Genomic DNA, 21,385 nt, shown 5'->3' with positions numbered 1-21,385 from the left:
GCCCGTTCGCAAATAGTCGATCTCCGAAACAATTCCTCAAGACATGCCTTGGCTGGTGAAGTGGCAGATTGGCGGTCGTGACTTCGTTGATACTCCTGCCCTCTCCCCCGCCCCTCTCCCGCAGGCGGGAGAGGGGAGAAAACAAGGCCATGCACGACCACCTACTCCTCACGCAACCCGCTTCCCCCGCATCCTCCAATCACTAACCACCGGCCACACCAGCACGAACACCGCCAGCCCCATGATCGTCCCCACCAGCCCGTTCGACCAGAACACATCCAACGCCCCGGACGACACCAGCATCGTCTGCCGGAACGCGTCCTCGGCCCTGTCCCCCAGCACCAGCGCCAGCACCATGGGCGCCAACGGGTAATCCAGCTTCTTCAACACATAACCCACCACGCCGAAGCCCAGCATCAGCCAGACGTCGAACAACGCGCCGTTGACGGTGTAAGCGCCGATGGCGCAGATCACCAGGATCAGCGGCGCGATGATCGAGAACGGAATGCGCAGAATCGCCGCGAACAGCGGCACGGTCGACAGCACCACGATCAGGCCGACGATATTGCCCAGGTACATGCTGGCGATCAGCCCCCATACGAACGGTCCCTGCTCGGCGAACAGCAGCGGCCCGGGCTGCAGGCCCCAGATCATCAGGCCGCCCAGCAAGACCGCCGCGGTGGCGGAGCCGGGAATCCCTAGCGCCAGCATCGGCAAGAGCGCGCTGGTGCCGGCCGCGTGCGCCGCAGTCTCCGGCGCGACCACGCCTTCGACATTGCCCTGCCCGAATGAATCGGGATCCCTGGCCATGCGCTTGGCCACGCCATACCCCATGAACGACGCCGCGGTGGCGCCGCCCGGCGTGATGCCGAGCCAGCACCCGATCACCGAAGAGCGCAGCACCGTCAGCCAGTAGCGCGGCAGTTCGGCCCAGGTCTTCAGCACCACCTTCAGGTCGATGCGGGCCTGCTTGCCGCGGAAGGCCACGCCCTCTTCCATGGTCATCAGGATCTCGCTGATGCCGAACAGGCCGATCACCGCCACCAGGAAGTCGAAGCCGCGCAGCAGCTCGGTCGAGCCGAAGGTCATGCGCAGCGTGCCCGACACCGTATCCATGCCGACCGCGGCCAGCACGAAGCCCAGGCACATCGCGATCAGGATCTTGGGCTTGGATTCCTTGCCCATGCCGACGAAGCTGCAGAAGGTCAGCAGGTACACCGCGAAGAACTCGGGCGGGCCGAAGCGCAGCGCGAACTTTGCCACCAGCGGCGCCAGGAAGGTGATCAGCAGCACGCCGGCCAGCGCGCCCAGGCACGAGCCGGTGAAGGCCGAGGTCAGGGCCTTGCCGGCCTCGCCGCGCTGCGCCATCGGGTAGCCGTCGAAGGTGGTGGCCACCGACCAGGCTTCGCCCGGAATATTGAACAGGATCGAGGTGATCGCCCCACCGAACAATGCGCCCCAGTAGATGCAGGACAGCATGATGATGGCGGACACGGGGTCCATCGAGAACGTCAGCGGCAGCAGGATCGCCACGCCGTTGGGGCCGCCCAGGCCGGGCAGCACCCCCACCACGATGCCAAGCAGGATGCCGACGAACATCAGCCCGACGTTCTGCCACGACAGCGCCACGGCGAAGCCGCCCATCAATGCATTGAGTTCATCCATGATCCGCCCTCCCTAGTAGCCCAGCGCCGCTTCCAGCGGGCCCTTGGGCAGCGATACGCGGAACTGGATCTCGAAGATCCAGAACAGCAAGGCATTGATGCCGACGCCGATGAGCGCCGCCTTCCACCACGCCGCCTTGCCCACCCACACCATGAAGCCGGCGATGAAGGCCGCCGATGCCACGTAGATGCCGAGCAGCCCGATCAGCCCGACATACACGGTCAGCGGCACCAGGATCACGCCCACCTGCCGCAGTTGCTGCCACGTCGCAAACACGGCGGTGCGGTCCCCGCGCAGCGCCTGCACACCCACCAGTACGCTGCAGACCAGGATGATGATCCCGACCCGCATCGGGAAATAGCCCGCTTCCGGCCCGTCCGGCGCCCAGCCGGCGCCGATCGCGTAGTTGCCCCAGATCACCACCAGCGCGCCGGCCAGCAGGCACAGCGCCACTGTCAATTCAACCGCCTTGACCGAGATGCCGGCGCCCGCATGCGCCGCTTCCTGTTGTGAATCCATGTTGTCCCCCGCCTTGCTTCAGGCCATCGGCTGCGCCGCGCGGCGCAGCCCGTTGGTGATCCGTTGCCAGCGTCAGCGCGCGGCGACGAAGCCCGCCTCCTTGATGATGTCGCGGTGCGCGGCTTCGTCGCGCGCCAGGAAATCGGTCAGGGCCTTGCCGGTCAGGAACTCGTTCTTCAGCGCGTTCTTCTCCAGGTATTCCTTCCACTCGGGGGTGGCCACGATCTTCTGCATCAGGTCCACGTAGTACTTCTGCTGCTCCGGCGTCACGCCGCCCGGCATCATGAATACGCGCAGCATCTGGTATTGCACGTCGAGGCCCTGCTCCTTGCAGGTCGGCACGTCATGCCAGCTCTGGGTCTGCGTGACCTTGGCGTTGTAGGCCATGCGTTCCGGCGCGAACACGCACAGCGCGCGATGCTCGCCGGCGCGCCACTGGCCGATCGATTCGGACGGGTTGTTCACGTTGGCGTCGATATGCTGGCCCGACAGCTGCGTCGCGGCCTCGCCACCGCCCTTGTACGGCACGTAGATAAAGCGGGTGCCGGTCTTCTTCTGCACCAGCGCGCTGATGATCTGGTCTTCGCGCTTGGAGCTGGTGCCGCCGACCTTGATCTTGCCCGCGCTCGCTTTGGAGGCATCGATGAACTGCGCCACGGTCTTGTACGGGGCCGCGGCATTGGTCCACAGCACGAACTCGTCCTGCGCGATCATCGCCACCGGCGTCAGGTCGCGCCAGCTAAACGGCAGGTGGCTGACCATCGGCACCGTGTACAGCGCCGACGAGGCCACCAGCAGCTTGTGCGGATTGCCCTGCGAGGCCTTGGTATCCATCAGCCCTTCAGCACCGCTGGCGCCCGCCTTGTTCAGCACGATCACGGGCTGGCTCATCAGCTTGTGCCTGGCGATGATCCCCTGGATCGACCGCGCCATCTGGTCCGAGGCGCCACCGGCGCCGAACGGTACCACGATCTCGACCGGCTTGGCCGGCTCCCATGCCCATGCGCTCAGGCAGGCCGTGGCACCCACCACGGCCGCCAGGGTCTTCCTGACTGTGTTGCGTTGCATCGTTGGTCTCCTTTGGCTTTGACTACCCGGTGCCGCTTGTTGCGGCTTTTCTCTCTTCGTTTTCCTGCGCTGCCGCGCGGCATCAGCGGCTCAGTCCACGCGCCGCGATGTCCCACAGCTCGGTCACATGCCCGTCGCGGCAGCACACGTATTGCGCGTGCAGGTTTGCGGTGGGATCACAGTGGCCGGGCACCAGCCATAGCTTGCTGCCCAGCAATGCGCGCGAGTCTTCGTCCAGCACCTGCAGCACGCCGTGCTCGTCGTTGGCCGCGACATAGCGCAGCCACTCGCTGCCCGGGCCGGACCACAGGCGCGGCAGCCCGGAATCCACCGCGAGCGACTTCAGGCCCGCATCGCACACCGCCACGCCGGCGCGCGCGGTGCTCATCACCGTGGTCGAAAGGAACAGGCCATGCCGGGGCCGGAAGCGCCCCGTCCACTCGCTGGCGCCGTAGTGGCCGTCCAGGAACACGTAGCTGCCGGGCTGGATCTCGGTATAGACGCCGCTCTCGCAATCGAACTCCGCGGTGCCGCTGCCGCCGCCGGTCACCACGCGGCAGGCGATGCCGCGGGCACGCAGGTGCCGCACATAGGCGTCCGCCTGTTCGGCGGCGCGCCGGGCCGCGTCGCGGCGCTGGGTCCAGTGCGCCAGGTGCTGGGCGCCGCCGTGATACGCCTGCAGCCCGCCGAAGCGCAGCGACGGCGCCTCGCCGATGGCATCGGCGAGCCGGCTCAACGCTTCGGGGCTGTCGACGCCGCAGCGCCCCTGCCCGATATCGGCTTCCGCCAGCACGGTGATGCGCACCCCGCCGGCCGCCGCGGCGGCGGCGATCGCGGCTACCTGGCGCACGTCGTCCACGCACACGCTCAGGTCCACATGCCGGGCCAGTTCCACCGCCATCGCCAGCTTGTCGGCACCGACGAACTCGTTGCTGATGTGGATGCTGGCAATGCCGGCGGCGGCAAACGGATAGGCCTCGCTGAGCTTCTGGCAGCAGACACCCACGGCGCCGGCGGCAATCTGCCGCTGTGCGATCGCGACGGACTTGTGCGCCTTGGCATGCGGGCGCAGCGCCACGGCGGCGGCATCGGCCAGCGCCTGCATCCCGGCCACGTTATGGTCGAAGGCATCGAGGTCGACCAGTAGGGCCGGCGTGCCCACGTCTTCGACGCGGTCGCCCACGTTTGCCGCTGCCGGCGGATGCAGGCTGGCACGGTCCGGCAAGGGCGTGCGCATCGGTTCAGTCATGGTTGCCGCCCTCCAGCGCCATCGCCAGCACTCTTGCCACATGCATCGGCTCGGCCTGCGCGCCGTCGCGGATCTGGTGGCGGCAGCTGGTGCCGTCCGCGACCACGATGGCATCGCCGGCGCGCCGCCGCACCGCCGGCAGCAGCGACAGCTCGGCCATCGCCTGCGATGCTTCGAAATGCTCGGCCTCGTAGCCGAAGCTGCCGGCCATGCCGCAGCATGAAGATTCCACCGGCGCCACCTTCAGGCCCGGAATCCACCCGAGCACGGTCTGCACGGGTGTGAAGGCATCGAACGCCTTCTGGTGGCAGTGCCCGTGGACGATGGCCTCGGAGACCTGCAGCGGCCGCAGCGGCAACGCCAGCCGGCCCGCCTGGCGCTCGCGCACCAGGAATTCCTCGAACAGGAACGACAGGCTGGCGAGCTGGCGCGCCTCGTCGCCATAGCCATAGCCCAGGAATTCGTCGCGCAGCGACAGCAGGCACGACGGCTCCAGGCCGACCACCGGCACGCCGCGCTCGACGAACGGGCGCAGCGTATCGAGCAGGCGCCGCGCCTCGGCCTTCGCCTGGTCGACCAGGCCCGCGGCCAGGAAAGTCCGGCCGCAGCACAGCGGACGTTCGCCTGCGCGTGTGTTGAAGTGCACCGTATAGCCCGCGGCTTCCAGCACGGCCTGCGCGGCGCGCGCATTGTCGGGCTCCATGTAGTTGCTGAAGGTATCGACGAAGAGCAGCACTTCGCGGCCATCGGCCTTGCTGCCGGCAGCGGTGGCGGTGCTGCGGCGGCCCGCCAGAAACGGCGCGGTGAAGCGCGGCAGCGACCGCTGCGGGGCAAACCCCAGCGCGCGCTTGATCCAGCCGGACACCCCGGGCAGCCTGTCGGCCAGCGCCAGCAGCCCCGGCACGCGGCTCGGCGCCGGCGCATAGCGCGGCAGGAATGCGACCATGCGCTCGCGCAGGCTGATGCCGTGCCGGCGAGTCCATGCGTGCCGCGCCTCGATCTTGAACTTCGCCATGTCGACGCCGGTCGGGCAGTCGCGCTTGCAGCCCTTGCATGAGACGCAAAGGTCCAGTGCCTCCTTGACTTCGGCACTGGCCAGCCCGTCCGTGCCGAGCTGCCCGGTCACCGCCAGCCGCAGCGTGTTGGCGCGGCCGCGCGTCACGTGCTGCTCGTCCTTGGTCACGCGATAGCTGGGGCACATGGTGCCGGCGTCGAACTTGCGGCAGTGGCCGTTGTTGTTGCACATCTCCACCGCCGACGCGAGGCCATGCGTGGCGCTATCGTTGCCCGTGCCCGGCGCGGTCTCGGCGCCGGTCATCGGGTCGCGCCGCACGTTCCATGCCGACCAGTCCAGCGCAGGGGTCAGCGGCAACGCGGCGTAGCCGGGCGCGAAGCGGAAATTCTCGCGCGCATCCATGCGTGGCGGGCGCACGATCTTGTCGGGGTTGAAGCGGTTGTCGGGATCGAACAGCGCCTTGATCTCGCTGAACGCGGCGTTGATGCGCGGACCGTATTGCCAGGCCACCCATTCGCCGCGGCACAGGCCGTCGCCGTGCTCGCCGGAATACGCGCCCTTGTACTCGCGCACCAGCTCGGCCGCCTCTTCCGCGATCTCGCGCATGCGCAGCGCGCCATCGCGGCGCATGTCCAGGATCGGCCGCACGTGCAGCGTGCCGACGCTGGCGTGGGCGTACCAGGTGCCCTCGGTCTCGTGCTTGTGGAAGACCTCGGTGAGCCGGCGGGTGTATTCGGCCAGGTGCTCGAGCGGCACCGCGCAGTCTTCGATGAACGAGACCGGCTTGCCGTCGCCCTTCATGCTCATCATGATGTTCAGGCCCGCCTTGCGCACGTCCCACAGGGCCTTCTGCGCCTTCTCTTCCGGCATCTTCACCACCGACCCCGGCAGGCCCAGGTCGGCCATCAGTTCGGCAAGCCGGTCCAGCTGCGCAAGCAGGGCCTGCCGGTCGTCGCCGGCGAATTCCACCAGCAGGATGGCCTGCGGATCGCCGGCCAGCGCGCGCTCGACCACCGGACGGAAGGCGGGGTTTTCCATCGACAGGTCGATCATGGTGCGGTCGACCAGTTCCACCGCCACCGGTTGCAGCGTGACGATATGCTGGGTCAGGTCCATCGCCTGGTAGAACGTAGGGAAGTTGACCACGCCCAGCACCTTGTGCGCCGGCAGCGGCGCCAGCTTCAGCGTGAGCTGGCGGCTGCAGGCCAGCGTGCCTTCGGAACCGACCAGGATATGCGCCAGGTTGGCGTGGCCGTCGTCGGTATAGGCGCGCGGGTTCTGGCAGTCGAACAGGTCGATGTTGTAGCCGGCCACGCGGCGCAGCACCTTGGGCATGCGCTCGGCGATCTCGCCGCGCTCGCGCGTGGCGATGCGCCGCAGCCCGTGCAGAATACCCTCGGCCCGCCCGGCCGCGACCGGCTGCGCCAGCGAACCGAAGTGGCAATCGCTGCCATCCGCCAGCACCGCGTCGATCGCCAGCACGTTATGCACCATGTTGCCGTAGGCGATCGAGCGCGAGCCGCAAGAGTTGTTGCCGGCCATGCCGCCGATGGTGCATTGCGCCCCCGTGGAAACGTCCACCGGGAACCACAGCCCGTGCGGCCTGAGCCAGGCGTTCAGGTGGTCCAGCACGATGCCGGGCTCCACCGTCACCGTGCGCGCGCCGGCATCGAAGGCGACCACGTTGTTGAGCCACTTGCTGGTATCGATGACCAGCGCCTCGCCCACGGTCTGCCCGCACTGGCTGGTGCCGGCGCCGCGGGCCAGCACCGGCACGCGCTGGTCGCGGGCGATGTCTAGCGCGCGCACCAGGTCGGCCTGGTCGCGCGGCACCACCACGCCGACGGGCATGATCTGGTAGATCGAGGCGTCGGTGGCATAGCGGCCGCGCGCGGCGCGGTCGAACAGCACGTCGCCGCGCAATTCCTTGCGCAGCAGCGCCGAGAGCGGCGAGGTGGGCCGCTGCTGCGCGGGCACCAGGTGGATCGGCTTGACCAGCAGGGAGGACGAAGTCATGTTCATGGCATGCAAGAAACAAGGGCTGCGCGCCCACGGCGATGCATGCGGCCGCCTGCGGTGGGCGCATGTCGTGGTGATGCTCCGGCAGGAAAGCCAGGCGGCGGACCGAGGCGCGCCTGCCTGACCTGCGCGGCCCGATCCGCTTCGCTCAGGCGGCGGCCTTGAGCACCGGCTTGTCGGCGTGCGCAGCGAGCGAGGCCATCGCCGCGGTCACGCCGCTGCCGGCGAGCGGCACGCCCGCCAGTTTCAGCCCCATCTCGCAACCGGCGAGCGTGGCCATCAGGGTCAGGTCATTGCAATCGCCGAGATGGCCGATGCGGAACATGCGGCCGCGCATCTTGCCCAGCGCCTGCCCCAGCGACATGTCGAAACGCTCATAGATCAGCTTGCGCACCGCATCCGCGTCGACGCCGTCGGGCATCATCACGCCGGTCAGCACCGGGCTGTACACCGCGGGGTCCGCGCACTGGATCTCCAGGCCCCACGCGCGGACGGCCTGGCGCGTCGCCTCCGCCAGCCGCTGGTGGCGGGCGAAGACCTGCTCCAGGCCCTCGCCCAGGATCATGTCGAGCGCCTCGGACAGGCCGTACAGCAGGTTGGTGTTGGGCGTGTACGGCCAGTAGCCGTTCTTGTTCGATTCGATGATCTCGGCCCAGCCCCAGAACGCGCGCGGCAGCCGGGCGTGCTGGCTGGCGGCGATTGCCTTGGGCGACAGCGCGTTGAAGCTGATGCCCGGCGGCAGCATCAGGCCCTTCTGCGAGCCGGACACGGTCACGTCGACGCCCCACTCGTCATGGCGGTAGTCGGCCGAACCCAGCCCGGAGATCGTGTCCACCAGCAGCAGCGCCGGGTGCCCGGCGGCATCGATGGCCCGGCGCACCGCGGCGATATCCGAGGTCACGCCCGTCGAGGTCTCGTTGTGCACCACGCAGACCGCGCGTATCGCATGGCCGCTGTCCTCGCGCAGGCGCGCCTCGATCATGTCGGCCTGCACGCCGCGGCGCCAGCCCTCGATGCCGGGCAGGCCCAGGAACTCCGGCCGCAGGCCCAGGGCCTCGGCCATCTTCTTCCACAAGGTTGCGAAATGCCCGGTCTCGAACATCAGCACGTGGTCGCCCGGACTGAGCGTGTTGGTCAGCGCCGCTTCCCAGGCACCGGTGCCCGACGCCGGATAGATGATCACCGGGTGCCGGGTCTTGAAGATTTCCTTGATGCCCGCCAGCACCTTGCGGCCGAGTGCGCCGAACTCCGGGCCACGGTGGTCAATGGTCGGATAGCTCATCGCGCGCAGGATGCGGTCCGGCACCGGGCTCGGGCCCGGGATCTGCAGGAAGTGGCGGCCAGAGGGATGGAAATCGAGGTGAACCATGGAAATCGCGCCTCCTTGTTGTTTTATGAATTTTGAATGCAATCGACTATAGCAGAGCGATCGGTGGGGTCCAAGGCGAGATTTATGGAAATTTGTGATGGTTAACCCGAGTTTTGGAGGCACGAAGCAAGATGCAGTAGAATCCGCGCCAAGTAGATAAGGATATTGAATGCAAAAATCAGATAGCGATGATCAGGCGGCAGGCGTTGCCCAGCACGTTCCACCGCCATCGCTGCCGCGCCTGGAACGCCCGCGCCTGCATGACACCGTGGTCGAGCACCTGCGCCAGTTCATCGTCGAAGGCATATTCGCGCCGGGCACCAAGCTCAATGAACGCGAGCTGTGCGAGACCCTCGGCATCTCGCGCACGCCGCTGCGCGAGGCGCTCAAGGTACTGGCGGCAGAGGGCCTGATCGACCTGTTGCCCAACCGCGGCGCGAGCATCTCGCGCATGAGCGAGGCCGAAGTCAGGGAGAGCTTCGAGCTGATGAGCGGGCTGGAGGCGTTTTCCGGCGAACTGGCCTGCGAGCGCATCACCGCGGCGGAACTTGCGCAGATCAAGGCGCTGCACTATGCGATGCTGGCCTGTCGCGCCCAAAACGACTTGCCGGGCTACTACAGCCGCAACCAGGAGATCCACGACCGCATCAACGAAGCCGCACGCAACGGGGCGCTGCGCCATACCTACCAGTCGATCAACCGCCGCCTGCAGGCCCTGCGCTTTCGCTCCAACCAGCAAAGCGGCAAATGGGACGAGGCAGTCGAAGACCATGAAGAGATGATCCGGGCCCTGGAATCCCGCGACGGCAAGCGGCTCGCGGCAGTGCTGAAGCGCCACCTGCTGGAGAAGCGCGATGCGGTGCTGCCGCTGGTATCGGGCGACGGCACTGGCACCAGGCATCCTCTGAACGCGACCCACACATAACGGCAGCCGGGCGTCGTACCCTGTCGGGCCGGATTTTTCTTGCCTCCAGCCGAATACTGTATATATTTACAGTACCTGTATGGATGAACAGTGGAGTCCCGGCATGGAACACCTGATCCGCGTGCAAAACGACTATGACCGCCAGGTACTTGCCTGGCTGCGCGGCCGCATTGGCGACGCCGCGCTGCAGAGCGTGGCGCAGCGCCTGGCTGGTCCGCGCAAGCCCTATCTGTCCACGATCTGCCGCAGCCTGGGCATCCGCCCGCCCAGCCGGCGCCAGTTCGCCGCCGAGACGGCGCGCATGCACCGCGCGGTCGGCGACACCTACCTGGCCCGCATCCGCGAAATCCTGGCAAAGGCCCCGTCCCACGAAGCGCCGCGGCAGTAGACAGTGGCCGATCACCGGCCGCGCGTGGCCAGAGCGCGGGCGCCGGACGTATCATGAAAGCCCCGTTGCCGTCACACGGCACGGGGCTTTTTGCTCCGCAGCGTATCCATTCCTACAAGGCCGACATGAGCGAATCCCGCATTCCCACCCGCGCGCTGCACCAGTGGGTGACCGATCTCTGGCTTGCCGCCGGCAGCACCGCACAGGAAGCGCAACTGACGGCCGACCACCTGGTCGGCGCCAACCTGAGCGGACATGACTCCCACGGCGTTGGCATGATCCCGCGCTATGTGCTGGCGTGGCAGGCGAACGAGCTGCAGCTGAACCAGCGGGTCAGCGTGCTGCAGGACGCCGGCAGCCTGCTCAGCCTGGACGGCAACCGCGGCATGGGGCAGGCGGTGACGGCGCAAGCCATGGAGATGGCCATTGCCCGCGCGCGCGAGCACGGTGTCTGCGTGATGGGGCTGCGACAGTCGCACCACCTCGGGCGGGTCGGCCACTGGGCCGAGCAGGCCACGGCCGCGGGCATGATCTCGATCCACTTCGTCAACGTGCTGTCCAAGCCGATCGTTGCGCCCCACGGTGGCTACGACGCGCGCTACGGCACCAACCCGTTCACCATCGGCGTGCCGATGGACGGCGAGGCGCCGCTGGTGCTGGACTTTGCCACCAGCGCCATCGCGCTGGGCAAGGTGCGCGTGGCCCACAACAAGGGCGTACCGGTGGCCGCCGGCAGCCTGCTCGATGCGCAGGGCGGGCCCACCACCGATGCGGCCGTGATGTACCCGCCCGCCGGCACGCCGCAGGGGGCCTTGCGGCCCTTCGGCGAGCACAAGGGCCATGTGCTGGCGGTGATGTGCGAGCTGCTAGGGGCCGCGGTCACGGGCGGCCATACCATCCGTCCGGAAACGCTGCGGCACGAGCATGCGGTCTGGAACAACATGCTGGCGATCGTGTTCGATCCGGCGCGGCTGGGCACCAGCACCTCGTTCGGGCATGAAGTCGCGGCCTTCGCCGACTGGATGAAAAGCGCGCGGCTGCAGCCCGGCCAGCACGGCATCCACTTGCCCGGCGAACCCGAGCGCGCCTGCCGCGCAGCGCGCGCACAGCAGATCGCGATCGATGCCGGCACGCTGGCGCAACTGGACGACGCCGCGGCGCGCGTGGCCGACGCGCGGGCCAGCGCGCATCCCGCGCCCGGTCCGCTGTCTGCGCTGGCGCGCGGCTGACTATCATCAGATATGCGCCCAGCGGTGCGCCAGGCACCCCGGGATCCATGCTGAATCCCTACCGGACACTGACATGAGCAAGATCGGCTTTATCGGACTTGGCGTGATGGGCAAGCCCATGGTGCGGCACCTGCTGGACGGCGGGCATGCCGTGTTCGCCCACAGCCGCAGCGGCGTGCCGCAAGACCTCCAGGATGCCGGCGTGAAGGCTTGTGCCAGCGCCGAGGACGTGGCGAAGCAGTCGGAGACCATCATCCTGATGCTGCCCGACACGCCCGACGTGGAAAAGGTGCTGTTCGGCGAGCGCGGCGTCGCCGACGGCCTGGCCGATACCGCGGGCGGCGTCACGGTGATCGACATGAGCTCGATCTCGCCAATCGCCACGCGCGAGTTCGCGCGCTGCATCGAGGCCATTGGCGCCGACTACATCGACGCGCCGGTGTCGGGCGGTGAAGTCGGGGCCAGGGCGGGCACGCTGTCGATCATGGCGGGCGGGAAGCAGGAAGTGTTCGACCGCGTGCTGCCCATCCTGCAGCTGATGGGCAAGAACATCACGCGCGTGGGCGCGGCCGGCGACGGGCAAGTGGCGAAGGTGGCCAACCAGGTGATCGTGGCGCTGACCATCGAGGCGGTCAGCGAGGCGCTGGTGCTGGCGGCCCGCGCGGGCGCCGACCCCGCCCGCGTGCGCGAGGCGCTGATGGGCGGCTTTGCCAGTTCGCGCATTCTCGAGGTGCATGGAGAGCGCATGATCCGGCGCACCTTCGACCCGGGCTTCCGCATCGCGCTGCACCAGAAGGACCTGGAGCTGGCGCTGTCGACCGCGCGCGAGCTTGGCGTGGGCCTGCCCAATACCGCGTCGTGCCAGCAGCTGTTCAACGTCTGCAACGGGCTGGGTGGCGCGGCCTGGGACCATTCCGGGCTGGTCAGGGCGATCGAGCATTTGTCCTCGTTTGCCATCGGCGACACGCCTTCCGCCGGCTGATTGCCGGATGGCTAGCGCACGGGCTGGACGGCATGCCGCACGCAAGCACCGCGTTGCTGACCGCGCTGGCCATGCTGGCATTTGCCGGCAATTCGCTGCTGTGCCGGCTGGCGCTGAAAGGCACCACCATCGATGCCGGCACGTTTACGCTGGCGCGCGTCGCGGCCGCGGCGGCGGTGTTGTGGCTGATCGTGATGGCGCGGCGGCAGGCCGGGCGCAAGGGCGCCGGCGCCAGGACGCTGGGCGGCAACTGGCTATCGGCACTGGCCCTGTTCTGCTATGCCGCGGCATTTTCGTTCGCGTATGAGCGGCTGAGCGCCGGCACCGGGGCGTTGCTGCTGTTTGCCGCGGTGCAGGCCACCATGACGGGCTACGGGCTCTATGCCGGCGAGCCGCTGCGCTTGCAGCAGTGGGCCGGCCTGGCGCTGGCGCTGACAGGCCTGGTCTGGCTGATGCTGCCAAGCCTCGCGACGCCGCCGCTGGCCTCATCGCTGCTGATGATCGCGGCGGGCATCGCCTGGGGCATCTATTCGCTGCATGGCAGGCGCGCCGCGGACCCGGTCGAGACCACGGCGGGCAACTTCGTGCGCGCCGTGCCCATGGCGCTGGCGCTCGGTGCCGCGATCCAGGCGCAGCGCTCGCTGGATGGCACCGGGCTTGCCTATGCGGTGGTTTCCGGCGCCCTCACCTCGGGGCTGGGCTATGTGATCTGGTACGCCGCGGTGCCGCGCCTGCGCGCGTCGACCGCGGCCACCGTGCAGCTGAGCGTGCCGGTCATCGCCGCGGTGGGGGGCATCGCCTTGCTCGGCGAAGCCCTGACCTTGCGCCTGGCGCTGAGCGCGGCGGCGGTGCTGGGCGGCATCGCGCTGGTGATCCTGGGCAAGCGGGCCGAGCGCGCCTAGCCCGCGCGCGGTTCGCGCCCGCACCGCGCGTCGGCAAAGGCGCCGCCATGGAACACCAGCGGCGTGCCCGGCGACGCGCCATAGGCCACGACTTCGACGACAAACAGCACATGGTCGCCCACCGCGCGCACCGAGCGGTGCCGGCAGATAAAGTAGGCCAGCGTGCCGTCGATCAGCACCGTGCCGCACGGGCCGGAACGATGGGCGATGCCGGCGAAGCGATCATCGCCACGCGCCGCGAAGCGCCGGCACACCTCGAGCTGGTCACTGCCGAGCACGTTGATCGCGTGGCAGGGGGCGGCGCGCAACACCGGCAGGCTGCCCGAGCTGCGTGCCAGGCACCACAGCAGCAATGGCGGCGCAAGCGACACGGAAGCGAACGCGTTGATCGTCACGCCGACCGCGCGACCGTCGGCGCCGGCGGCCGTGACCACCGTCACGCCGGTGGCAAACTGCCCCAGCGCATCGCGCAAGGCGCGGCGCGCCGCGCCATCGCGGCCGATGGCGGCGGCATCGTCCCCCTGGCCGCTGTCATTGCAGGCCTCGGTGTCGTAGGAGAGCTGGGCCAGGGCGGACATCATTGCGCGGCCGTCCGCACCTCGCCGGGCGGCGCATCGATATCCAGCCCCAGTGCCATGCGTCCGGCGTACTCCTGCTGGGCCCCGGCCTGCAGCGGATGAAAGCGCGCGCCCTGCGCGTCGCGGAAGCGCCGCTCCAGCCCGGCATCGCGATAGAAGCCCGCGCCGCCGGCCAGGTCCATCGCCGCTTCCACCGTCGCCAGCACCGCGCGCGCCGCCAGCGTGCGCGCACTCATGATGCGGTTGGTCGTTACCGCGCCGGGTGCCGGACCTGTAGCGGCCGCGAACATCGCATCGAGCGCCAGCTGCGCGGCATCCGCTTCATTGCACAAGCGCCCCGCGGCCTCGACCGCATGCGCGTTCAGGCGCCGCTGCCGCGCCAGCTGCAGCGCGATATCGCGCGCGGCCTCGGCGATGCCGACGTAGACGGCATAGATCAGCGGCAACGCGATCATCGCCACCGTATGCATCATCGGATGCCAGACGCCTTGCGGACGGCGTGCGGCAACGGCGGTGTCGGGCACGAGCACACCTTCCAGCATGACATCGTGCGACCCGGTGCCGCGCATGCCCAGCGTGTGCCAGTTCGACAGCACGCGCACGCCAGGCGTCTTCATCGGCAACGCGAAATGCAGCACGGTAGGGCCGGCCTCGGGATCGTCATAGACCGCGCAGGTCATGAACAGGTCCGCCACCGGCGCGCCGCTGGCGAAGATCTTGCGCGCGTCCACGCGATAGCCGCCGTCCACGCGCGTGGCCTTGCCGCTGCCCTGCAGCCAGTCCGAACCACCGCTGCCGAGCAGCACCATCTGCTCGGCGCCGACGCGCTTGAGCAGCCCCTCCACCGGCGCTTGCTGATTGCGCCAGCGCCACGCGGCAGTGGCCACCGGATGCGTATGCATGGCAAACGCCAGCGCGGTCGAGCCGCAGTACTTGCCCAGTTCGCGCAGCACCGCGCCAAGCTCCTGGTGCGACAGCCCGGCGCCGCCCAGCTCCTGCGGCACCGCCGCGGCAAAGAAGCGGTGCGCGCGCAGGTCGTCATAGTTGGCACTGACGAACTGCTCGCTCGCGTCGATCTCGGGCGCGCGGCCATCGAAGGTGCGGCCCAGCGTGGCGGCAAGGCCGACCCAGTCGGCCTGCGCGCCGGCGCTGGCATCCGCTGCGGAAAGGGTTTCCATGGTGTTGTCTCCGTCCAGTCATAGTGCGTGTCCCGCGCCGTTGTACCGCCGCGGGCACGGTGCTAGTATCGGAGCCCGGTCCCCTCGCCCGTATGATCGGGCGTCCGGCTTTCTTGCGCGAAACCCCGGATCTGGAGGAATGTGGCCATGGATGCCTTGTCCGACCTCTTGCGCGCCGTGCAACTGAGCGGTGCCGTGTTCCTGAACGGCGAATTCAAATCACCGTGGTGCCTGATCAGTGAAGCCGATGCTGAACTGCGCGCCGCGTTCTTGCCGCGCGCCGACCGCGTCGTCTCGTACCACCTGATCACGGAAGGCATCTGCTGGGCGCGCCTGGTGGAGGACACCGGCCCCGGCCTGCGCGTGGAGGCCGGAGAACTGCTGGTCGTGCCGCAGGGCGAGCCGCATGTACTCGGCAGCGACCTCCATCTGCAGCCCTTGCCGTCGGCGCCGCTGGTGTATGACCTGCTGCGCAACAGTCCCGGCGAAGTCATGCGGGTCTCGTACGGCGGCGGCGGCGAACACACGCGCATGGTCTGCGGCTTCCTCGGCTTCGACGACACCATGGGCAATCCGCTGCTGACGTCGTTGCCGCGGCTGTTCAAGGTGGCGCTGGGCACGGGGCTGGAATCGGCGTGGCTGGCGTCGGCGCTCGCCTTCGCCACCTCGGAAGCGGCGGAGCCGCGCGCCGGCAGCGCCACCGTGCTGGCCAAGCTGTCGGAACTGCTCTTCGTGCAGGCGGTGCGGCGCTGCATCGACACCCTGCCAGCGAATGAAAGCGGCTGGCTGGCGGCGCTGCGCGACCGCTATGTCGGACGTGCGCTGTCGCGCATGCATGCCCGGCCGGCGTATCCGTGGACCGTCGACGAACTGGCCGGCAACGTCGGCCTGTCGCGCTCCGCGCTGGCGCAGCGCTTCACCGACCTGCTCGGACAGCCGCCGATGCAATACCTCGCGCACTGGCGCCTGCGCACCGCCGCGGCGGAGCTGCGCAGCGGCAACCGCACTATCAGCGAGGTCGCCGGCGCCGTCGGCTATGACTCCGAGGCCGCCTTCAGCCGGGCCTTCAAGCGCGAGTTCGGTCTGCCCCCTGCAAGCTGGCGCCGCAACTGCACCGAAGCGGCGCACGCATGAACGAAAACGGCCCGCGCCTGGGGCACGGGCCGTCCACTGGCCACCGGCGGCCGCCAGTGGCTTACATTTTCTGCTTGGTGCTTTCCGCAGCGCCCTGCACCTTCTCGCCGCCGCGCTCGATGTCCTTGCCGGCGCCAGCCATGGTGTTGCAACCCGTGACCAGCAGCATGCCGGCGAGGGCAAACAGTGCGTATAGCTTTCTCATGATGATCTCCTTGCTTCGTGTGGATGCGGCATGCGCCGCCGGGATGGAAGAGCTCGGAATGGCTTGACCGGGCAGCCTGTTGCCCAACCGGCAATTGGATCGTAGCAATCCGCGGCGGCCCGAAAAGTCGGCATTCGTCCTACCGCGATGTCAGCAGAATGCGCGACATGGCGCGGCGGCAGGCGCCGCACCAGGGCGGTGCCGCGCGCGGTGTGCAGTCTGGCCCCGAATATGCTTGTAGGACAGCGTCCGATAGCCCGCCGGCGCGGGATCCCTTAAAACCCAAGTGTCATTGCCAGCCATCACGGAGAACACCATGACGTCACGCAGCATCCACGTGCTTCCCGCCACGACCGGCGACAGCGAATGCGCCAGCGATGGGCAATGGGCGCTTACGATAGAGGGCCTAGAAAGCGGCCCCGACGACGCGGCACTGCACTTCCCGACGCAGGAAGCCGCGATTGCCGCCGGCTGGATGCGTGCCCGCGAAGACGGCGTCTCGCTGTGCATCCATGGCCGCGACGGCCTGGTGCGCGAACGCAAGATCTACTGCCGCGACACGCGCGGCAACCGCCTCGGCCGCTAGCGTCATCCCTCGATGGCCGGTCTTGGCGAGGTGCCGGCCACCACTATTGCCTTGCGTGCCCGCCGATACGGCGGGCCGCAACAGTTCATTGCGCCGGATGCATTGAGTCCCATCAAAGTGCTGCGCATCTTCTGCTGAAAACACCGGGTCCACCGCCAATACTGGAGTCAGGCCACTGGCCTGCGACCAGGACAACCGAGACCCGTCATGCGCTTTCTTCTCCGATACCGCCCGCTGGACATCTATCCCGACCCGCTCGACGCCAGGGTGGCGGAACTGCACGATCTTGCCGAAGACATCCAGGATCGCCACGCCCGCAAGTGGCGCCGCCATGGCTCGATGCTGAGCGGGCATGACGGCGCGCCAACCCGGTTTGCCACCGGCGACCCCAAAACCCGGCACTGATGCCTTATCGTGAAGACAATGCCTTCCATGGGAGGATTGTGAACAAGTGTCATATCGGGTTGGCAAGACCATGACCCCTGCTAAAGAATGGTTATCCGCAGGCAAGGGACCCGATCGGCGGGTTCGCTGCCGCACCCTTTTTCTGACGCAGCGACATGAATCGAACCACCCGGGAATGCGTGATGGCGTTGATTTCCAGCCTGCGTGCCAATGGGCCCATGCCCCGGCACCGGCTTGCCACCGCCAGCCGCCTGAGCCCCGCTGAACTGACCCGCGCGCTCAAATCCGCCCGCCAGATGGGCGTCGTGGCCTATGAAGGCGAGCCTGAACTGCCGCCCGAGGCCGATACCCCGCTGATGCTGACTGGCCGGCCGCTGCCGCCGCCACGGCGCGTCACGCCCGCCCCGCGCGAAAACACCCCGCACTTCGAACCGCTGCTGGATGTCTGGGGCATCTCCCGCCCGGCCACGCTGCGGCGCGGACACGCTCCCTGACACGCCAGGCGCCCGCCGGGCACACCGGCTTGCGCGCGTGCCGTTCTTACAAAGGCCGGTAAGGCGCACACGCAAAGGCCGCGCCTGGTGCGGAAACGGCGCGCCCTTGCGCAGGGTACGGAACTTGCGCTACGCATCAGGCTATGGTTTTCGCTTCCCTGAGCGTGCGCAATGAGGCAATACAATCCGCCCGGCACCACGGCGTTCCCCGCGCCCCCGGCGTCGCCGCCACCGCATGATCCCGCCTCGCCGCCCGGCTTCGCGCTTGAGCCCGGGCGCAATTGCTGGCGCGTCGAACCGTGCCGGCGCTTTGCCATGCTGGTCGACGCCGACGCCTATTTCCGCGCGCTGCGCGAGGCCTTGCCGCTGGCCGAGCACACCATCTTCATCCTGGGCTGGGACATCGACAGCCGCATGGAACTGGTCCCTGCCGGGGCGCAGGATGGCCTGCCGCCCGGTCTGCGCGACTTCCTCTGCGCGCTGGCCGACCGCCGACCCAACCTGCGCATCTACATCCTGAGCTGGGACTACGCCATGGTGATGGCGATGGAGCGGGAATGGCTGCCGTCGGCCAGCGCGCACTGGCAGGCGCACCGGCATTTGTCGTTCCGGCTGGACGGCAATCATCCGCCGGGCGCATCGCACCACCAGAAGGTGGTGGTGCTCGACAACAAGGTTGCCTTCGTCGGCGGGCTGGACCTGACGCTGCGCCGCTGGGACGACAACCGGCACGCGCCGGGGGCGCCGCTGCGCATGGCCGAGGGCCGGCCCTACCCGCCGTTCCATGACGTGCAGTGCGCGCTCGACGGCAACGCGGCCGCGGCGCTCGGCAAGCTGTGCGCGGAGCGCTGGCTGCGCGCCAGCGGCAGCCACCCGCGCCCGGTAGCGCCCACCGCGTCGGACCCGTGGCCGCCCAGCCTGGTGCCCGAGCTGACCGACGTGCGCGTGGGCATCTCCCGCACCATGCCCATGTGCGAGGACGAACCCGGCGTCAGCGAGATCCGCATGCTGCTGCGCGATGCCATCGCCTCCGCCAGGCACAGCATCTACATGGAAAACCAGTACTTCAGCTCGGGCGTGATCGCCAAGGCCCTGGCCGCGCGGCTGGGGCACGAGGACGGCCCGGATATCGTGCTGGTGTCGCGCCGCAACGAGAGCGGCTGGCTCGAGGCGCACAGCATGGGCGTGCTGCGCGCACGCCTTTACCGGCAGCTGCGCGCGGCCGACAAGTTCGACCGCTTCCGCCTGTACTGCCCGACGATTCCGAACCTGCTGCCCAACTGCGTCAACGTCCACAGCAAGGTGACGGTGATCGACGACGATTTCCTCACCATCGGTTCCGCCAACCTCAGCAACCGCTCGCTGGGGCTCGACACCGAGTGCAACATCGTGGTGGTCTCCGGCGGCGAGCCGCGCATCCAGGCCGCCATTGCCGCCATGCGGGCGCGCCTGCTGGGCGAACACCTGGATGTATCGCCCGAAGTGTTCCAGGCCGAGGTCGCCGCCACGCGCAGCGTGCTCGGCGCAATCCGCAACCTGCAGCGCAGCGACGGGCGCTCGCTGGAAGATTATGTGCCACCGCTGCCCGACGACGTCGATGCCGCGTCACCGGCCGCCAACCTGCTGGACCCGATCGAGCCCATCGACAGCGACCAGGTACTGGCCGAGTTCGTCAGCCACGAGGCGCGCCCGCGCGTGCTCGGGCGCCTGGGGTTGATGGTGGTGCTGGCCCTGCTGATGGCGGGGCTGGCCTTTGCGTGGCGCTATACGCCGCTGCGCGAGTGGGCGGACTTCCGGGCCCTGCTGGGCGTCATCGAGCGGGTGGACCAGATGCCGCTGGCGCCGCTGGCCATGATGGGGGTCTACCTGGCCGGTGCGGTGACGATGCTGCCCGTGACGCTGCTGATCCTGGTCACGGTGGTGGTGTTCGGCCCGCTCTACGGCGCCGTGCTGGCGCTAGGCGGCACGGTGCTGAGCACCGGGGCGGGCTACCTGGCCGGCCGGCTGCTGGGACGCAACGCCGTGCGCCGCTTTGGCGGCAGGCGGCTCAACCGCGTCAGCCACCAGTTGGGCAAGCACGGCATCGTCGCCATGGTGGTGTTGCGGCTGGTGCCGATCGCACCGTTTTCGCTGGTCAACCTGCTGGTGGGCGCCTCGCGCATCAGCTTGCGCGATTGCCTGATCGGCACCGCGCTGGGGATGCTGCCAGGCATCGTGGTCAGCGCCTTGCTGGTCGACCGGGTCGCCGCGGCGGCGCGAGAGCCGGGGCTGGTCACCTTTGTGCTGCTGGCGCTGGTGCTGCTGGTGCCTGCATCGCTGCTGCTGTTGCTGCGCCGCCGGCGCCGGCGCAATGCGGCGCGGCTGCGGCGCAGCCGCCACGACGACCCGCCCGGCCCCGGCTCGCGCTTGTCGCGGCTGGCACGGATGGCGGGGGAGCGCTCCTGAAACTCAGGGCTGGCGGCGGTAGGTGGCCTTGACAATCTGCGTCCACTCGCCGTTCTCTGCCTGCATGTAGGAAGTCAGTTCGCGGTGGTTGTCGTCGCGGAACGTGATCACGTCGCGGTATTGCACCATGCGGCCATTGCCCGAGCAATCCGGCCCTTGGGCGCGCAGCGTCAGTTGCTGGCCACCCTCGTCGAGGTCGCCCTCGTAGACCCACAGGTGGGTCATCATCGAGCCGATAAAGGTGCCGACAAAGTGCTTGCGCGCCGGATCGTAGCCCAGCGTCATGACCGTGGCGGCCGGGCCGCAGCCGGGCATGTCGCCCTGGGCCACGCACTGCACCCAGACGTCGCCGATTCCGCTTACCCGCTCGGGAATCTGCCAGGTCTGCACCGGCTGGTCCGGTCCCATGACGGCCTCGCCCTCGCCGATCCAGTTGCCAATCAGGCGTTGCAGCCAGCGGTGCTCCTTTTGTGCTTCGATTTGCATGTTTGGTCTCCAGTGAGGGATATCACGCGGGTGTTCAGCCTGAAAGCACCCGGAAAGCACCCCGAAAGCGGCGCCTGCCGCAAGCACTTGTGGATGCCGTCCACATAGACTAGCAAACGAAATGGACAGTGTCCACATTAATTTGCAGGGAGACGCTTGGGCGAGCCAGGAAGTCGGTTACTGCGGCAGCCGCAACTTCGGTACGGCAAAGCGGTTGCCCTGCTCGCGGCGTACATCGCACTGGACCATGGCTTCACGGACGGCGCCGTCCTGGGCCAGGTATTCGACATCGGCGACCACGCTGTAGTGGTCCTTGTCGATCTGGCGGGCAGTAGCGCCGACCCACTTGAAGCTGGCCGGATTGGGCAGTGCCGCCTTGACCGCGTGCTTACAGGCGGCCTCGGGCGCGCCTTCCTTGCCGGGCGCCCGGGGGGCTTCCTGCGGGGCCGCGAGCGCGGCCGGCGCGGCCGCCGCGGACAACGCCACCGCCAGCACGGTGGACAGCAAACGTGGGGAAAGCGGCGAAAGCATCCTGGACTCCTGC

Annotated in this window: 21 protein-coding genes; 10 read left to right on the top strand and 11 right to left on the bottom strand. The window is 68.6% G+C overall.

Features of this window, described 5'->3' with window-relative positions:
- Positions 1-168: 168 nt before the first annotated feature.
- The 6 genes from RALTA_RS19485 to RALTA_RS19460 form a co-directional block, all read right to left on the bottom strand.
- Entirely contained in the window at positions 169-1,665 is a 1,497-nt protein-coding gene (locus tag RALTA_RS19485) for a tripartite tricarboxylate transporter permease (protein ID WP_012355612.1), read from the bottom strand.
- Between the two features lie 12 nt (positions 1,666-1,677).
- Positions 1,678-2,184: a tripartite tricarboxylate transporter TctB family protein gene (locus tag RALTA_RS19480; RefSeq protein WP_012355611.1), complete on the bottom strand. Its 507-nt coding sequence runs from the start codon at positions 2,182-2,184 to the stop codon at positions 1,678-1,680.
- A 72-nt stretch (positions 2,185-2,256) separates the two neighbouring features.
- Complete coding sequence (locus RALTA_RS19475) at positions 2,257-3,252, bottom strand: Bug family tripartite tricarboxylate transporter substrate binding protein (RefSeq protein ID WP_012355610.1); 996 nt, start codon at positions 3,250-3,252, stop codon at positions 2,257-2,259.
- Between the two features lie 82 nt (positions 3,253-3,334).
- Positions 3,335-4,501 carry a DSD1 family PLP-dependent enzyme gene (locus tag RALTA_RS19470; RefSeq protein ID WP_242405295.1) on the bottom strand — a complete coding sequence of 389 codons (1,167 nt, stop codon included), beginning with the start codon at positions 4,499-4,501 and terminating at the stop codon, positions 3,335-3,337.
- Entirely contained in the window at positions 4,494-7,538 is a 3,045-nt protein-coding gene (locus tag RALTA_RS19465) for an FAD-binding and (Fe-S)-binding domain-containing protein (protein WP_012355608.1), read from the bottom strand. The genes RALTA_RS19470 and RALTA_RS19465 overlap by 8 nt, the downstream gene beginning before the upstream one ends.
- Positions 7,539-7,683: 145 nt before the next feature.
- On the bottom strand, positions 7,684-8,904 hold the full coding sequence (locus tag RALTA_RS19460) for a pyridoxal-phosphate-dependent aminotransferase family protein (RefSeq protein WP_012355607.1): 1,221 nt from the start codon (positions 8,902-8,904) through the stop codon (positions 7,684-7,686).
- A 169-nt stretch (positions 8,905-9,073) separates the two neighbouring features.
- Between RALTA_RS19460 and RALTA_RS19455 the strand changes: the two genes are divergently transcribed.
- From RALTA_RS19455 to RALTA_RS19435, 5 genes are all read left to right on the top strand, one after another.
- Positions 9,074-9,829, top strand: coding sequence for a GntR family transcriptional regulator (locus RALTA_RS19455; RefSeq protein WP_012355606.1), 756 nt, complete (start codon positions 9,074-9,076; stop codon positions 9,827-9,829).
- A 103-nt stretch (positions 9,830-9,932) separates the two neighbouring features.
- Positions 9,933-10,217: a hypothetical protein gene (locus RALTA_RS19450; RefSeq protein ID WP_041232492.1), complete on the top strand. Its 285-nt coding sequence runs from the start codon at positions 9,933-9,935 to the stop codon at positions 10,215-10,217.
- A 125-nt stretch (positions 10,218-10,342) separates the two neighbouring features.
- Positions 10,343-11,446 (top strand): malate/lactate/ureidoglycolate dehydrogenase, encoded by a 1,104-nt coding sequence (locus RALTA_RS19445; RefSeq protein ID WP_012355604.1) that lies wholly within the window; start codon positions 10,343-10,345, stop codon positions 11,444-11,446.
- A gap of 73 nt (positions 11,447-11,519) precedes the next feature.
- On the top strand, positions 11,520-12,428 hold the full coding sequence (locus RALTA_RS19440) for a 2-hydroxy-3-oxopropionate reductase (protein WP_012355603.1): 909 nt from the start codon (positions 11,520-11,522) through the stop codon (positions 12,426-12,428).
- 32 nt (positions 12,429-12,460) lie between these two features.
- The gene (locus RALTA_RS19435; protein WP_012355602.1) at positions 12,461-13,330 is read left to right on the top strand and encodes a DMT family transporter; all 870 of its coding nucleotides are present in this window, start codon (positions 12,461-12,463) and stop codon (positions 13,328-13,330) included.
- Here RALTA_RS19435 and RALTA_RS19430 read toward each other — a convergent pair.
- Both RALTA_RS19430 and RALTA_RS19425 read right to left on the bottom strand, forming a co-directional pair.
- Positions 13,327-13,911: a flavin reductase family protein gene (locus RALTA_RS19430; RefSeq protein WP_012355601.1), complete on the bottom strand. Its 585-nt coding sequence runs from the start codon at positions 13,909-13,911 to the stop codon at positions 13,327-13,329. The genes RALTA_RS19435 and RALTA_RS19430 overlap by 4 nt on opposite strands.
- The gene (locus RALTA_RS19425) at positions 13,908-15,086 is read right to left on the bottom strand and encodes an acyl-CoA dehydrogenase family protein (protein WP_012355600.1); all 1,179 of its coding nucleotides are present in this window, start codon (positions 15,084-15,086) and stop codon (positions 13,908-13,910) included. Before RALTA_RS19425 ends, RALTA_RS19430 begins: the two co-directional genes overlap by 4 nt.
- A 147-nt stretch (positions 15,087-15,233) precedes the next feature.
- On the opposite strand from RALTA_RS19425, the gene RALTA_RS19420 reads away from it, so the two are divergent.
- Entirely contained in the window at positions 15,234-16,220 is a 987-nt protein-coding gene (locus RALTA_RS19420; protein ID WP_012355599.1) for an AraC family transcriptional regulator, read from the top strand.
- Positions 16,221-16,281: 61 nt separating this feature from the next.
- On the opposite strand, the gene RALTA_RS19415 is transcribed toward RALTA_RS19420, so the two are convergent.
- Positions 16,282-16,425, bottom strand: a complete 144-nt coding sequence (locus tag RALTA_RS19415) for an entericidin A/B family lipoprotein (RefSeq protein WP_012355598.1) — start codon at positions 16,423-16,425, stop codon at positions 16,282-16,284.
- 316 nt (positions 16,426-16,741) lie between these two features.
- Between RALTA_RS19415 and RALTA_RS19410 the strand changes: the two genes are divergently transcribed.
- The 4 genes from RALTA_RS19410 (at position 16,742) to RALTA_RS19395 (ending at position 20,355) form a co-directional block, all read left to right on the top strand.
- Positions 16,742-17,011 carry a DUF2188 domain-containing protein gene (locus tag RALTA_RS19410; protein WP_012355596.1) on the top strand — a complete coding sequence of 90 codons (270 nt, stop codon included), beginning with the start codon at positions 16,742-16,744 and terminating at the stop codon, positions 17,009-17,011.
- 207 nt (positions 17,012-17,218) lie between these two features.
- On the top strand, positions 17,219-17,416 hold the full coding sequence (locus RALTA_RS19405) for a hypothetical protein (protein ID WP_012355595.1): 198 nt from the start codon (positions 17,219-17,221) through the stop codon (positions 17,414-17,416).
- A 182-nt stretch (positions 17,417-17,598) separates the two neighbouring features.
- Positions 17,599-17,910 (top strand): hypothetical protein, encoded by a 312-nt coding sequence (locus RALTA_RS19400; protein WP_012355594.1) that lies wholly within the window; start codon positions 17,599-17,601, stop codon positions 17,908-17,910.
- Positions 17,911-18,081: 171 nt separating this feature from the next.
- The gene (locus tag RALTA_RS19395) at positions 18,082-20,355 is read left to right on the top strand and encodes a VTT domain-containing protein (protein WP_012355593.1); all 2,274 of its coding nucleotides are present in this window, start codon (positions 18,082-18,084) and stop codon (positions 20,353-20,355) included.
- Positions 20,356-20,358: 3 nt separating this feature from the next.
- On the opposite strand, the gene RALTA_RS19390 is transcribed toward RALTA_RS19395, so the two are convergent.
- Complete coding sequence (locus RALTA_RS19390; protein ID WP_012355592.1) at positions 20,359-20,841, bottom strand: DUF1579 domain-containing protein; 483 nt, start codon at positions 20,839-20,841, stop codon at positions 20,359-20,361.
- A 177-nt stretch (positions 20,842-21,018) separates the two neighbouring features.
- On the bottom strand, positions 21,019-21,372 hold the full coding sequence (locus RALTA_RS19385; RefSeq protein WP_012355591.1) for a DUF2880 domain-containing protein: 354 nt from the start codon (positions 21,370-21,372) through the stop codon (positions 21,019-21,021).
- Positions 21,373-21,385 lie beyond the last annotated feature (13 nt).

Origin of the sequence: Cupriavidus taiwanensis LMG 19424 (assembly GCF_000069785.1) — a bacterium.
Taxonomy (GTDB): Bacteria; Pseudomonadota; Gammaproteobacteria; order Burkholderiales; family Burkholderiaceae; genus Cupriavidus; species Cupriavidus taiwanensis.
The sequence above is the reverse complement of the archived record's forward strand: the minus strand, read 5'-3'. Positions and strand labels throughout refer to the sequence as shown.

Excerpts from the sequence above, each read along its gene's own strand:
- RALTA_RS19485 (WP_012355612.1), bottom strand. The coding sequence starts at position 1,665 with ATGGATGAACTCAATGCATTGATGGGCGGCTTCGCCGTGGCGCTGTCG.
- RALTA_RS19480 (WP_012355611.1), bottom strand. The coding sequence starts at position 2,184 with ATGGATTCACAACAGGAAGCGGCGCATGCGGGCGCCGGCATCTCGGTC.
- RALTA_RS19475 (WP_012355610.1), bottom strand. The coding sequence starts at position 3,252 with ATGCAACGCAACACAGTCAGGAAGACCCTGGCGGCCGTGGTGGGTGCC.
- RALTA_RS19470 (WP_242405295.1), bottom strand. The coding sequence starts at position 4,501 with ATGACTGAACCGATGCGCACGCCCTTGCCGGACCGTGCCAGCCTGCAT.
- RALTA_RS19465 (WP_012355608.1), bottom strand. The coding sequence starts at position 7,538 with ATGAACATGACTTCGTCCTCCCTGCTGGTCAAGCCGATCCACCTGGTG.
- RALTA_RS19460 (WP_012355607.1), bottom strand. The coding sequence starts at position 8,904 with ATGGTTCACCTCGATTTCCATCCCTCTGGCCGCCACTTCCTGCAGATC.
- RALTA_RS19455 (WP_012355606.1), top strand. The coding sequence starts at position 9,074 with ATGCAAAAATCAGATAGCGATGATCAGGCGGCAGGCGTTGCCCAGCAC.
- RALTA_RS19450 (WP_041232492.1), top strand. The coding sequence starts at position 9,933 with ATGGAACACCTGATCCGCGTGCAAAACGACTATGACCGCCAGGTACTT.
- RALTA_RS19445 (WP_012355604.1), top strand. The coding sequence starts at position 10,343 with ATGAGCGAATCCCGCATTCCCACCCGCGCGCTGCACCAGTGGGTGACC.
- RALTA_RS19440 (WP_012355603.1), top strand. The coding sequence starts at position 11,520 with ATGAGCAAGATCGGCTTTATCGGACTTGGCGTGATGGGCAAGCCCATG.
- RALTA_RS19435 (WP_012355602.1), top strand. The coding sequence starts at position 12,461 with ATGCCGCACGCAAGCACCGCGTTGCTGACCGCGCTGGCCATGCTGGCA.
- RALTA_RS19430 (WP_012355601.1), bottom strand. The coding sequence starts at position 13,911 with ATGATGTCCGCCCTGGCCCAGCTCTCCTACGACACCGAGGCCTGCAAT.
- RALTA_RS19425 (WP_012355600.1), bottom strand. The coding sequence starts at position 15,086 with ATGGAAACCCTTTCCGCAGCGGATGCCAGCGCCGGCGCGCAGGCCGAC.
- RALTA_RS19420 (WP_012355599.1), top strand. The coding sequence starts at position 15,234 with ATGGATGCCTTGTCCGACCTCTTGCGCGCCGTGCAACTGAGCGGTGCC.
- RALTA_RS19415 (WP_012355598.1), bottom strand. The coding sequence starts at position 16,425 with ATGAGAAAGCTATACGCACTGTTTGCCCTCGCCGGCATGCTGCTGGTC.
- RALTA_RS19410 (WP_012355596.1), top strand. The coding sequence starts at position 16,742 with ATGACGTCACGCAGCATCCACGTGCTTCCCGCCACGACCGGCGACAGC.
- RALTA_RS19405 (WP_012355595.1), top strand. The coding sequence starts at position 17,219 with ATGCGCTTTCTTCTCCGATACCGCCCGCTGGACATCTATCCCGACCCG.
- RALTA_RS19400 (WP_012355594.1), top strand. The coding sequence starts at position 17,599 with ATGGCGTTGATTTCCAGCCTGCGTGCCAATGGGCCCATGCCCCGGCAC.
- RALTA_RS19395 (WP_012355593.1), top strand. The coding sequence starts at position 18,082 with ATGAGGCAATACAATCCGCCCGGCACCACGGCGTTCCCCGCGCCCCCG.
- RALTA_RS19390 (WP_012355592.1), bottom strand. The coding sequence starts at position 20,841 with ATGCAAATCGAAGCACAAAAGGAGCACCGCTGGCTGCAACGCCTGATT.
- RALTA_RS19385 (WP_012355591.1), bottom strand. The coding sequence starts at position 21,372 with ATGCTTTCGCCGCTTTCCCCACGTTTGCTGTCCACCGTGCTGGCGGTG.